This window comes from Pseudoneobacillus rhizolycopersici, from assembly GCF_054786815.1.
Genome location: NZ_JBTOOE010000011.1, coordinates 139489 through 153219, shown reverse-complemented (window position 1 = coordinate 153219; position 13731 = coordinate 139489). Strand labels below are relative to the sequence as shown.

Annotated in this window: 10 protein-coding genes; 6 read left to right on the top strand and 4 right to left on the bottom strand. The window is 38.6% G+C overall.

Translation table 11 applies throughout. From position 1 onward, the window contains the following. Positions 1–406: 406 nt before the first annotated feature. Entirely contained in the window at positions 407–832 is a 426-nt protein-coding gene (locus tag ACX9YW_RS13295; RefSeq protein WP_460347096.1) for a VanZ family protein, read from the top strand. Positions 833–895: 63 nt separating this feature from the next. Here ACX9YW_RS13295 and ACX9YW_RS13290 read toward each other — a convergent pair whose 3' ends face one another. Then, positions 896–1693 carry a hypothetical protein gene (locus ACX9YW_RS13290; protein ID WP_460347094.1) on the bottom strand — a complete coding sequence of 266 codons (798 nt, stop codon included), beginning with the start codon at positions 1691–1693 and terminating at the stop codon, positions 896–898. A gap of 266 nt (positions 1694–1959) precedes the next feature. On the opposite strand from ACX9YW_RS13290, the gene ACX9YW_RS13285 reads away from it, so the two are divergent. After that, complete coding sequence (locus tag ACX9YW_RS13285; protein ID WP_460347092.1) at positions 1960–4212, top strand: S-layer homology domain-containing protein; 2253 nt, start codon at positions 1960–1962, stop codon at positions 4210–4212. 147 nt (positions 4213–4359) lie between these two features. After that, positions 4360–4500, top strand: a complete 141-nt coding sequence (locus ACX9YW_RS13280; protein ID WP_460347090.1) for a YwzD family small protein — start codon at positions 4360–4362, stop codon at positions 4498–4500. Between the two features lie 86 nt (positions 4501–4586). Here the strand turns inward: ACX9YW_RS13280 and ACX9YW_RS13275 are convergent, their stop codons facing one another. Next, a complete protein-coding gene (locus tag ACX9YW_RS13275) occupies positions 4587–5912 on the bottom strand; it encodes an S-layer homology domain-containing protein (RefSeq protein ID WP_460347088.1) in 1326 nt (441 codons plus the stop codon). Between the two features lie 78 nt (positions 5913–5990). Then, entirely contained in the window at positions 5991–7169 is a 1179-nt protein-coding gene (locus ACX9YW_RS13270) for a C39 family peptidase (RefSeq protein ID WP_460347086.1), read from the bottom strand. Positions 7170–7367: 198 nt separating this feature from the next. On the opposite strand from ACX9YW_RS13270, the gene ACX9YW_RS13265 reads away from it, so the two are divergent. Beyond that, positions 7368–7898, top strand: coding sequence for a L,D-transpeptidase (locus ACX9YW_RS13265; protein ID WP_460347084.1), 531 nt, complete (start codon positions 7368–7370; stop codon positions 7896–7898). Between the two features lie 22 nt (positions 7899–7920). Here the strand turns inward: ACX9YW_RS13265 and ACX9YW_RS13260 are convergent, their stop codons facing one another. Further along, the gene (locus ACX9YW_RS13260; RefSeq protein WP_460347082.1) at positions 7921–8958 is read right to left on the bottom strand and encodes an S-layer homology domain-containing protein; all 1038 of its coding nucleotides are present in this window, start codon (positions 8956–8958) and stop codon (positions 7921–7923) included. A 259-nt stretch (positions 8959–9217) separates the two neighbouring features. Between ACX9YW_RS13260 and ACX9YW_RS13255 the strand changes: the two genes are divergently transcribed. Continuing rightward, on the top strand, positions 9218–10660 hold the full coding sequence (locus tag ACX9YW_RS13255) for an O-antigen ligase family protein (protein WP_460347080.1): 1443 nt from the start codon (positions 9218–9220) through the stop codon (positions 10658–10660). A 233-nt stretch (positions 10661–10893) separates the two neighbouring features. Beyond that, complete coding sequence (locus ACX9YW_RS13250) at positions 10894–13650, top strand: S-layer homology domain-containing protein (protein ID WP_460347078.1); 2757 nt, start codon at positions 10894–10896, stop codon at positions 13648–13650. Positions 13651–13731: the final 81 nt, after the last annotated feature.

Below are 13731 nucleotides of genomic sequence, written 5' to 3'. Positions count from 1 at the left end.
GATCATCTCCTTAATTGGAAAGTATATCCATTTACACAAAATTTTAGACGCTCTCGAATAAGGGTGCTATTCGGACAGGAAGGGGTCAAAAAAAGCTGATCTGAGTCCGAATAAGGGTGCTATTCGGACAGGATAGGATCAAAAAAGGCAATCCAAGTCCGAATAGGGCGGCTATTCGGACAGGAAAGGATCAAAAAAGACAAACCGAGTGGGAGTAGGTTGGCTATTCGGACAGGAAGGGGTCAAAAAAAGCTGATCTGAGTCTGAATGAGGGTGCTATTCGGACAGGAAAGTGCCCAAAAAAGCAAACCGAGTCCGAACCCACTCTTTTTATCCTAGTTAAAGTATGCCGCCACCCAATCCTGCCAATAATGGTTTATATCAATTAAAGGCTAGGAGATAACAAATGTTAAGAACGATATCACTAATTAGCTGGGCGGGCCTTATCTTTCTTTTTACCTGCACAGAAAGCATGGAGCACCTTATTCATCAGGGGAAAATATCGTTCGCATGGAATGCAGAACCGAATTTTGCAGAATTCCTCTACCCATTACCAAATGCACTAGATACACAGTTTATCCTAAGAAAATTGGGGCATGCCGTTTCCTTTTTTATATTTACCCTTCTCCTTTATCTCAATCATTTACCGTTAAAGTTTATTATTAGTTTGAACCTATATCTATCCATTCTTACTGAAACGCTACAGTTATTTTTACATAGAGGTGGAAGGCTTTTTGATATCGGTTTTGACTTACTAGGGAGTGTAGCTGGGTTACTAGTCATCTTAAGTATGTATTTGCTCAAATCCAAAAACGTATTAAGAGAAGGGTAGTATATATATTCCAGCTTAAAATGAAAGAGCAGCGAGTATCTCACTCACTGCTCTTATCATCTATTAAAGTGCTTGTTTTGCTTTATTAAATAACGCTGCTTCACGGTCTTTTTTGGTTTCTTCATATTGTTCTCTAAATGGTTTAGCATGTGAGACACTGTAGCCGTGCTTTTGTAAATCATTTTCAAGTGCTTTATAAATATAGTTAAAGGCTCCATCGGTTTTGTTTTCTAAATCACGACCGGCAGAGGTGTATTTTTGATAAAAGTAAGAATAGGAAATGGATTCACCATTTTCTTTCTTTTGTTGATATTCATTAAAAGCTCTAGACATTAGTGCGTCTATTTTTCCATTTGCTTGTGACTCTAAGGACTTGAATACTGGACGGAACTTATCCTTTATATTCTTAACTGTCACTTCTACAGGTGCTTCTGTTGAATTATCGGTTTGACTGGGCTTGTCTTGTCCAGAGGTACTCTTGTTAGCGTTATTTGAATTGGTGCTTGTTGTGCTTGATTTACCACCTGTTGTTGTCTGAGATGTTGGCTTATTTGTTTTTGATGAATTGGTTGTTGGCTGGTTATTCGTGTTGTTGCTACTTGAATCTCCAGTTTTATCTTCCTGTTGACCTTTGTCAGTGGAAGTGGAAATTCCGTTTTCAGTTGAATTATTTGAATCCATCGGCTCATCAACGACTATATCATCGGGTAAAACAATATCATATTCCGTTTCAATAATCTCATCAATTTGTTCATCAGCAACATCATAGGTTTTAATATTAATAAAATAGTATACCGTCCCTGCCGTCCCTATGATTAGGACTAGCAAAATAGCCAAAACATATTTCCAAACTTTTTTCATTTTAATAGAATAGCTCCCTTCAGCTTGTTAATCGTTTAAATTTTACCACAAAATCATATATTAGTATTCCTTTTACAAAAATTAACTTTTATGATAACATGGGAAACGTGTATGAAAGATGAATTGTATAAATTTTACTAGAATCATTGAATATCTAAGTTTAATAAAGTAATATTAAAAGTAATATTAACTTAGGATAATACATTTATTTGTTAAAGTGTTAGCTTTACATAGGAAATGTAAAAAAATAATGAGGTGAATGGAAATTGAAAAAATATCCTTTTAGTAAAAAAGCGGTAAGTGCGATGCTTGCAGCAACCGTCGCCTTTACGCCAGTATTAACCACGGGAACATTGATTCAACCAACATCAGCTATTGCAGCGACTACAACAAGTGTAGACGCAGATATTGATCAATTAGCTGCGAAGTTTTTTCCTTTTTATATGAACGTAGGAAAATATAATTTTTCAGGTACGCCAACAGGTGCCATTTCCCTGTTGAACTTTGCGAAAATTAATAACATCGCAACAGCAAATCAAATTACTCTATCAATTGATCCTAGTAAGCAATCAAGTTTCGCAACATTAATGCAGAATACAGCAACGCTTATCTATACAAAATACGCTAGCCAAGCTGAATTATCGGCTGCGGTAAAAAAATACAGAACCGATAATGCTACTTCTTTTAATACAGTCTTCGAAAATAATGGAGATATTGTAGTAGAGCAATTAATCAAGTTTACTAAAGATTTGGAAGGCGAAATGTTCGATGCCATTGAAACGGCACTTAAAGGGCCAAATCCATCCTCTGATGCCGTTTTACGAATTGCCGTTGATAATGTATTTAAAAAAGGCAATTATTCTGAGTTAAAAAATAAATTATCAAGTAATCTGGGTATTGGCGTTGTTGAATTATTCGAACTCGTAAATAAAATAAACAATGAAGTGGTAGACGTCAATCATGGTCTTCGCTCAGCAATGATTCAAAGTGCTTTTGAAGAAAAAGGTGCAAAAATTGTAGCTGATGGGAATGAGTTCCAACTGCAAATTGCTGTTGGTCCGTTTATTGGGGCACTTACGACTCAATTAAAATGGGAAACAAATAATCCTTCTATTGCAGACTTTGATAAAAACAAATTAATCGTTAAAAATTCTGGAACTGTAGATGTATATGCGAAGTTTGATGGATTAACGCTTATGACTAAGAAAGGCGTCCAAGTAACTGCTAGTGGTGGTGGCGGAGGTGGCGTCATTATACCTGTACCACCTGGACCTGGAACTGGAACTGGAACTAATCCACATCTCCCAGGTGCAACGGTGCCTACACCAGGTACAACACCTTCAGGTCAACCAACAGTAGTGACGACGGTTCCAAAAGATAAAGTATCTGATGTTGCAAACCAAATTACTTCATCCAATAATACTGTTCACATTAACCTAGAGGTTCCAAAAGCAGGTGAACTAGTAATGGCAGACCTACCTGCTAGCTTATTTACCGAAGCAGCAAAAAGAAACCAAAATGCGGTTGTCGAAATTAGAACACAAGAGGCAGCTTATAAACTACCTTCTTCAGAAGTAAATGTGGCTCAATTGGCACAAACATTAGGTGTATCGGCTGAAGATGTTAATATCATCATTTCAGTTAACGTAGTTGAATCACCTAAAGTAGAAAATGGTGTTCAAGTCATTTCTAAGACAATTGAATTTACGGTTGAGGCTGTTTCAGGCAGTAAGAGAGAACCAATTACAACCTTTACTTCCTATGTAGAACGCTCTATCAAAGGAGATAAGGCATTTGATTCCAATAACAATGTTGGGGTTCGTATCAAAGATGATGGTACATTGGAGTCTGTTCCTACTTTATTCAATGGAACGGAAGCAACTTTTAAATCACTGACAAACTCTAAGTACTCGATTATTTCAAACCATAAAACATTCAAAGATGTTGATAACAACAAAAACTGGGCTGAAAAATATATTGAAACATTAGCTTCAAAATTAATCATTAATGGTAAATCAGAAGACACTTATGCTCCTGGTGAAGAAATGACTCGTGCACAATTTACTGTTCTATTAGTAAAAGCATTGGGCTTACCAGGTGGCAAATATGAACAAAAATTCAAGGATGTAAAAGAATCAGACTGGTTTAATGCAAACGGCGAATTAGCGGCAGCTTTGAAATATGGAATTATTACAGGTATGCCGGACGGACGCTTTGCTCCAAATGAAAAAGTGACTCGCCAACAGGCAGCAGCGATGTTACACCGTGCGATGCAGCTTCCATTTTTGAAATACGATACGAAGAAACTGGATAAGACAAAGAAAGTAACTGACTTTAAAGATGCGTCGAAAATGCAAGAGTGGGCCAAGCCTTCTATCGAAGCCATTTACCAAGCAGGAATTATGAATGGTAAAGGGGACTCTACCTTTGATCCTTCTGGCAAAACAAAACGTGATCAAATGGCAAAAATGCTAGCAGAATTCCTAATCTCTGCTAACCTAATGAACCAAATTAAGTAATTTCTTTCAAGAGGCAAGGCATTAGATATTCTGTTTCTAGTGCCTTGTTTTTTCTTAACCTAAGAAATGTGACTTTAATCCTATCTACTTTAGGTTTAAACGGGTAAAATTTTACTAGAGAGCATTTTGAATATGGAAGGTAACAACATGTCTGAAGAACAAAAGAAGATGTTTTATACGATTATTAAAGATGCCTACGAACAAGGCAAACAATCCGACCAAGTTACGATCGCTTCGCTTTTAGAAGAAATCACTCAAAAGCTAGAGGTGCTACTTATAAAAGATTAACCAAGAATCTCGATCCAGAAATCATCGAGGTTCTTTTTATATGATGAAAAAAAATCCACCTTAGTTGCATAAGGTGGATTTTTTGTCTAGTATCTTTCCGTTGTCTTCACTAGATTATTAGAAGCTCTGACTAAAAATTGGGCAAAGTTTGCACGAGTTGTTTGTTGATTCGGTTTGAAGGTTAAATCCGGATAGCCGGTAGTAATTTTGGCCGAATAAAGCGCATCGACATATGGTTTCACGGGATCATTGGTTTTAATATCTTTAAAGCCTGCTGATCCGGTTGATTTTAAGTTGAAAGACAGCGTTAGAATCTTAGCCATTTGACCACGGGTTAATGGTGAGTCTGGGTTAAAATTATTCGCTTTCATAAACACACCTTTTTTAGTAAGCTGAGCAATGGCCCAATAAGCAGGATGACTTTCAGGTACATCTGCAAATCCTGGGTTTGCTGGTACTTCACGATCATAAGGTAAGATGTTCATAATGGCCATTGCTGCATCAGCGCGAGTCACGAATTCCTTAGGACCAAAATGTGTGTCAGACAGACCTTTCATGATGCGGTTTTCAACTAAATATTTGATTTCGCTGTACCCAGAAAGATTTTCCGGAACATCGACAAAATGGAAGCGTACATTTGCTTTATAAGCTGCTATAAAGGTATTGGCCATCAACTGGTAGCCTGCTAATGAAGGATGGATATCATAAGGGTTTGGTAGGTACTGCTCTTTGTTCCCATCAAAGATACCATCCATTGCCACAAAATTTGCCCCATTCTCCTCGGCAACCTTCTTGATGCCGCCGTTTAAATGTGTAAGCATTTGCTTTAATTGCACTTGTTGGTCAGCCGATAAGTATGGAAACGGATTATAATATCCAGACACATAGACTTCCGCTCTAGGATTTAATTTTTGAATTTCCTTTAATATTCCCGTTAAATTTGCCTGAATTTTATTATTGACCGTTAGAAAATCAATGGAGTTAATGGTAACGGTTTCCTTTACGGGATCAATGCTTGCAATCTGTAAAACATCATTGGCGCCAGCAGTAACTGTGATAAGCGATGCAGCTTTTATCTTGTCTTGAACTTTAATACCATCAACCTCTTTATTATCGACGATATCCTTTAAAACTTGGTCTGTTCTATAACCAGACTTAGCGAATTTGTTCGTGTAACTTGCTAACTCACCATTTTGGTCGAAGTGTTCAGCAATGATACCTGAGAATCCTTTATCGAAAGTAATGGTTCCGTCAGCAGCTTTTGCTAATTGGCCAGCAGCTAATGAATCACCTAGGGCCACATAATGAACCTTTCCTCCAATAGCCTGAGCCCCGCCTGGAACCACTGTACTTAAAACGAAGACAAACAGTAGCAGCAAACTTAGCAATCTACTAGTTTTAAAACTTTTCAAAACATGCATCTCCCTTACTATAAAATTTCCTCACTTCTTAATATACATTCGAGGGACCTCTTGATTATTCCTTTTTGCCTATGATTCTTTTAAAAGCTTCGCTAAAATCGAGGCGAATTGGGCTTTTGTAACCTGGCCTTGCGGCTGAAATGACCCATTGGTGCTAATGACTCTTGTAGCCGCAAGCGATTGGATGGAATGGTAATACTTTGAATTCACCTTTACATCGTTATAAACAATGGGGTGAATAGGTGTTTGCAGGTGGAATGCCTGGGAAAATAATTGCGCCATTTCATTCCGCTTTAAAGGTTGTTGTGGTAGAAAATTTGGCGCACCATCGATATATCCAAGTTGCACCACTTTTGCTACCGATACATAAGCTGGGTTGGATGTTTTCACATCGGTAAAGGTGAGTCTTTTAAAAGGCTTTACTTTAATATTTAAAGCACGGTCAATTAGAACGGCGGCTTCTGCCCTTGTAATCGGTTCGTTTGGTGCAAATTTCCCTTGGGGATTGTTACTGATTAAGCCTTTTCTTTTTAAAAAGGCAATCTCATCCTTTGCCCAATGGTCAATTGTATCGATAGACCAATCTGCATTTTTCGGATAATAGCTGATCGCTTGTTTGCCCATTTGATTCCAAGCGGCGATGAAGTCGCTTTTTGTAATAGCCCTGTTTCCTTTATGGTAAAGTGGGTCATGAAAGTAAATGTACTTTGCATCATAGCCTGTGACGAGGACACTATGCTCACGGTAGGTAATGTTTAAAGGACCTTTTTTCGTTTGCCAAGTCCTAAACTGTGAAGCAGGTAGCTCTTTGAACCAAGAGTTAGTGATCACCCAAACGGGCATCCCTTTATCGAGCATTCGATAAATATTGGAAAAGCTGGTGCCTGTTAAGTTTACGGTACGTCCCGGTACATATTTTTCCGCAAGTTTTTGAATAGGTCCGTGATAAACACCTAGCCCCGACTCACTAAAGGTGTAGATATTACCTACAAAACCGTCAAATGGATTTCCGTGAAGTCCATTTGACTTAAAAGGGATTTTGTTTATTTCTTTAGCAAGCTGCATTTTCCCGACATTCATGCCGGCATGCTGAAGCATCATGGCTAGTGAGGTCACTTCACAGCCCCGTGCCAGTTCTGGCAGCTGTTTAATATGGGGGGCATCAACCGTTTTCGCATAGCCTTGGTCGGTATAAAGCAGAAAAATGAAAGCAACTAGAACAGTTAATCTAGAAAAACTCTTAAACATTAGCATCCTCCGAAATTATTAAATTCATAAACACTATTATACAATAGATATAGGGTTTAAGCGGTAAAAATAGCCATTATTCTGCATTTTTTCCAGAAATATGTCAGTTTTTGGAGAGAGATTTACTTGGAATTTAAAAGGGAATGTGGTCATAAACATCGTATATATTGTGGTAAAGAGAAGGAAGGTGGGCATTTCATGTTGAAGCGATTAATGATGGTATGGCTGATTTTCGGTATTGGGCTATTAAATTGGCCGACACCATCTGATGCTGCCGCTACCAAGGAACAGTTAATCATCATAAATAAAAAGACGAATGAATTGGCATTTTTTGAAAATGGGAAGTTAATCAAGACGTACTCGGTTGCGACGGGAAAAACACCTAAGCTGACTCCAGAAGGCAGCTTTTATATCCGTGAGAAAATTAAAAATCGACCATACTTTAAGGAAAAATTAAAAGGGGGAGACCCTCGTAATCCATTGGGAGATCGCTGGATGGGAATTAGTGCAAGTGATAATGGCACTTTCCCATATGCCATTCACGGTAACAATAATGAAAAATCAATCGGAAAATATGTTTCAGCAGGCTGTATCCGTATGCATAATGCGGACATTCGCAATCTCTATGACCGTATTAGTGTAAAGGCCAAGGTAGTGATTGTCACCTCTACAGATACGTTTACAGTGTTGGCCGAAAAGCATTCGACAAAAATCATCGCCAAAAAATAAAGGCTACCAAAAATGGTAGCCTTTATTTTTTGGATAATATGACATTATAAATTTGCCAATTGCCATTTAGATCTTTTTTTAAGGAAACCGTACCGGACATATCGGTCGTTTGTTGCCCGCCTTCCGGTATTGTGACATGATAAATAAGATTATTGACAGAGACAGTTGCGACACGGTTATTAGCTGTTAAGACGTTAACGGCGAAGTCACCAACCGGTTCAAATTGAAAGGCCTGACCCATATTCTTCATATAGTCGTAGGCTTGTACAGTTTCAAGCGAAGCAATGCGGAAATGGCCAGTCGCATATTGATGATAAACGGATTCGAGACCTTGAATATTTTGCGATATTAAGGCGTCTCTTTCTTTCGTTAACATTTCATTAACTCTGGATGATAGCTGCTCCATCGTTGGCAGTTGACTGGTTTCTTGTCTTAATGCCCGATGAATCATGATAATTCCTTGGGCTCTCGTTGCTAGATTTTTGGGTTTAAAAAGATCTCCATAACCTTTCACAATATCATTGGCAGCTGCTTTGTTAATCGCCTCAGCACTTTCTGTGCCTTGTTTGATGTCGGTGAAAGTTTTGTTGCCCTGTTCAAAGGTAATCGTATGATGAAAAGCGCGGTAAATCATTAAAGCCATTTGCTCGCGGGTAATATCATTTTTCGGAAGAAATTTGCCGTTAGAGCCTTTAATTATTCCATGGCTATTCGCAATCGCAACATATGGAGCATACCAATCAGATTCTTTAACATCAGTAAAAGTTTCCGAAACACCATTTTGTTGTAAATCAAGAGCGTTGACAATCATTTTCGTAAACTGTGCCCGCGTGATCTTTCCATCAGGATTAACGGTTACAACTGGATATTGGTCCTCATAGGTCACCGACCCATCAATAATATCTGCAGATAAAAAATCATCGATTTCATTGTAGGCCCAGAAATTTGCATCGAAATCGTCGGCAATATAATGTAATGATGTCTTCTCCGCCGCCAAACTTGTCATAGGAAAAACGGAAGACGCGACCAACAATGCCGCAAGCACATGAAATAATCTCATAAATAAAAACCCCCTATTTCTCATTCTAAAGAAAAAAGTCAATCAATCCCATGCCAAAATATTGGAAAGGAAAAAAAGCATTATAAACAAATATGACTAAAACATAGACAGAAAAGCGTTTTCGATGCTTAGCCAAAAATTGGCTAAAAATTATGTCGTTTTTCAAGTATTTAGCCTTTGACGAACTGGAAAAATTTAAGGTATAGTTGTCTAAGATATGTCTATAAAAATGTAGCTTAAGTGATGGAGAGGTAGTCGGATGGATTTAAATTTACGGTCGTATGGATTTTTATTTGGAGCTTTTGTTTTGTTATTACTGGGGATGTTCCTACCAGGTAAGATTGCACTTGTTCTTGTCACAGGCGTATTCGCTGCCTACTCGTTTTATAAACCAAAACATGCCCTCTTGCTATTGTTACTATATGTGCCAATTCGGCCAATCTTAATAGAAGTGAACCCGAGCTTAAAGCTTGTAGGGGATGTTGTTACATTTGTTGTTTTATTACGGGTTCTTTATGAAACTCGTAAGGATTGGAAATCCTGGTTCCGGTTCCACATTTTTGAATGGGGCTTCTTCGCCTTTTTAATAATCGGTGCATTTGTGGGAATCCTAATGGGGGTTTCGCCAGGAGCAGTCATTTTCCAGCTTCGTACCTTTATCATCATGTACTTATTGTATTTTATTGTGTCGCGAATGAAAATCGAGCGTAAGGATTACCTTGATTTTGCTTGGGTCGTCGTCTTTATTGGAGTAATCGTTAGTATTCATGGGATTATTGAAAGATTGTCACTTCGACAGCTTTTACTTCCAGAAACGTGGAGTCAAAAGACACTATCGACAACGAATTTCGCTCGTATTTACGGAATGACAGGGAATCCGAACTCATTAGCGATTTTAATTTGTTTCGCCATCGTATGCGCGCTTTATTTACTTTATGAGGTGAAAGTTGCTCAACGAAAGTTTTTATATTCATCGTTAGTCGTGTTTTTTGGCGTCCTTCTTTGGACTGGTTCCAGAGGAACATGGATCGCGATGGTCGTTGGATTAGTGGTTTTTATCCTTTTATCGAAAAAATGGAACATCATCGGCCCAATTATTATTACTGGCCTGTTAGGTTTTATCCTCATATATCAACCCATTAAATGGGGCGTTGATTTTGTAAAATCACTTGATATTAAGGTGGAATACAATAATGGAACCGGTGAGGGATTAGGAATCGGTGGTCGTTTAGGCGGACTTACCTCTGCCGAAAATGTTGATTTGATGGTAGAAAGCGGTCGGATATTCTACATTAAAAAAGGTTTCGAGGTTTTTAAAGACTATCCGGTAATGGGATCAGGATTCGGAACATTTGGGGATTCTGCAACACTTTCATATGGCTCACCAATCTATACAAATTACGGAATTCGCTCTGATATATATGGAGGGAAAAACTTCTACTCCGATAATCAATATATCCAAGTCATTGCCGAAACAGGTACGATGGGTGTCATCGCCTTTGCTGTTTTCCTTTTGGGATTATTGGTTATGTTCTGGCAACGCCGTAAAGAAAATGTCTATTTATCGAATTTTATGATTGCCCTATGGATTTCGACAGGTGTGATGGGACTATACTATAATATTTGGGAGTTAAAACTGTTCACCTTGTTCTACTTTATGATCCTCGGTGCTTACTCATTTAAAACCAAAAAACAGAATTAAAGGATGAATGAGAAATCAGTTTAACGACTGGTTTCTCTTTTTTTGCATAAAATGTCTATTTTCCGGGAAATATTTTGAAAATGTTGCTAGATTGCTAGATATGCTGTGAAATTGACTCATAATTTGTCAGTTTAGGAAGATTGTTTGATAGAGTTTGGCGACATTTTTTGCTAATATGGTAAGAGATAAATAGAATGCCAATTTTATAGCAAACTGTGTAAGGAGGAGAAATTTTGAAGAAACTACTAAAAGTAGCGGTTACAGCTGCTTTGCTATTCGGAATATATCCGGGTAAGGATACTGAAGCGGCTGGCCCCTACCCAGGTAAAATGAATAACGAATTACAGGTCTCATCAGGGGTAGTCTATGGTAATGTCACTTATCAAACTAGTAACAATCAATCTATGAATATTTTAGACATTAACTTAGCAGACCCTTTTACCAAGGTAGAAGTTGGAATCCCAAGTCCGCTAAATAAACTCATGACGACCACCTCTCGTGCCAATCTCCCTAGAACTGACAATAATCGCGTTGTCGGTGCAATCAATGGCTCATTTTTTGAAAGTCGAATGCCGATGTATTTAATCGCCAAGGATAATGCCCTTTATAATGGCGGGATTATTTCGACAGGTACCGATAAATATGTAAATGAACCGATTGCCTTTGGAATTACTGCTGATGGCAAAGCGGAAATTGATTATTTCCAGCTAAATAACCGAATCCAATTTAATAATATAAATTCACCGATTTCAGGATTTAACCGGATTCGTAATAGCGATGAATTAATTGTTTATACGCCTTCATTTGGCGACGGTAATACAAATACAAATCAGTACGGTACAGAATTAGTTGTTGTAACTGACCAACCTAGTATTTCTGAGCCAGTCAAATTTGGTGACCAATTAACAGGTACGATACAACAAATACGCCCTTATGGTGATACAACCAATACAAAAATTCCTGCCAACGGTTTCGTCGTCTCTTTTAACGGAAAGATGTGGAATGACCGAATGGCCGGGTATAAGATTGGTGATAAAATGACCGTAAGTTTTGCCATTGATACAAAATGGATGAATGCCCAATTTTTATTAGCTAGTGGCCCGATGCTCGTTAAAGACAGTAAGCCATTTCTAACAATCGATTTAAATAGTTCAAGAGCAAGAGAAGTGACAGCGCGGACAGCAGTCGCGATTGATTCATCGAAAAATCGTGTCTTCTTTGTGACGGTTGATGGACGTCAACCTGGGTTTAGCACTGGAATGAATTTAAAGGATTTTGCCGACTATTTAGTGAAACTCGGTGCAGACCGTGCCATTAACCTTGATGGCGGTGGTTCAACTACATTAGCGACACGCCTTTACGGTCAAAACCAAGTTAGTTTGATGAATTCACCTTCTGACGGAAATGAACGGGCTGTTTCAACGATTTTACAGGCTGTTAGTACGGCACCACTTGGTGAACCGACCCAGATGAAAGCATCAAGAAAACAGCAAGGAAAACTATTAGTAGGATCAACCCTTGATATAAATGTTGATTATGTACTAGACCAATATTTTAATAGCCTAACAGTAAACCCTAAGGATGTTAAAATTTCCATCCCATCGCAAATCGCAACAGCAACTGGCACAAAAGTAACTGGCGCGGTTAAAGGTGATGGAAAAATGGTCGTGCAATATGGCAAAGCAGTGACTGAGCTTCCGCTCACCGTTGTCGATTCTATCGACCAGTTTAAATTAAATCGAGAAAATCCTGTCCTGCAACAAGGACAAATTCATAAATTTACAGCTTCCGCCTTTGATGCAACAGGACAACCTTTAATCTATAATCAAAACTTAGTTGAATGGTCCTTATCGGGTGAAATTGGCTCGATTTCCAAAGATGGCACGTTAACGACTATCAAAAAGGGAACCGGCATTGTCACGGCTAAATACGGTCAATCAACAGTTAGTACATCGGTCACGGTAACGGATGAGCCGATTTTAGTCGATGATTTCGAGGACAGCACGAAGTGGACTGTTTCGACAGCAAGAGCGAATGCAACGATGAAGACTGTTCAAAACCCGGAACCTGTTAAAAATGGTACATCAGCTATGAAGTTAGAATATGACTTTACGACTGCCGATACAGGAACAAAAGCGGCTTATCTCAACGGAAAATTTACGGTAGATGGAAGTCCGCTTAAACTCGGCTTATGGGTTTATGGTGATGGCCAAAGCCACTGGCTACGCGGAAAAATCGCCGATAGTGCCGGTAAATCTCATACGCTAAACTTTACCGATGAAGGAAAATTAAATTGGTCAGGTTGGAAGTATGTTGAGGCTGCTATCCCAACGGCTGCAGTCGGTCCAATCACCATCCAGCAAATTTACCTTGCTGAATCGGTTTTGGAAAAGCAAGGTAAAGGCGCGATCTATTTAGATAAGCTTCAAGCGATCTTTTTATCTGACTATCAAGAGCCAATGTTTAGTGACGTGAAAGGAAAGTTTTGGGCTAAAACAGAAATTGAATATTTAGCTTCCCAAGGAATCATAAGTGGTTATCCAAATGGCACATTCCTACCAGAAAACAAGCTAACTCGTGCTCATGCGGCTGTATTACTCTCAAGAGCATTAAATCTTGATACGAAAAACGTAAAGGATATCTCCTATACGGATGTACCGAAAACGCATCCTTATTATGCCCAAATCGCTGCGGTTGTTGGCAGTAAGATTATGAGTGGAAAAGGCAACGGCATTTTTGATCCGGAAGGGAATCTAACTCGAGCACAAATGTCCGCTATTCTTGTCAATGCCTACTCACTATCAGGCACTTACGAAAAGGGCTTTAGTGATGTTACCCCAGATTATTGGGCAAGCAAACAAATTCAAGCTTTAGCAGCAAATGGAATTACAACAGGATATCCAGATGGCACTTTTAAGCCTGGTGGAACCGTGACACGCGTTCAATATAGTGCATTTTTATACCGGTTATTAACGAAAAATAAACAGTAATTGGTAGTTTATAGAATTAGTAGTTTATCTTAATCTAGTTTTCTGCTATGATACGAGCATGTCGAATTTTGTTAAAGGAGG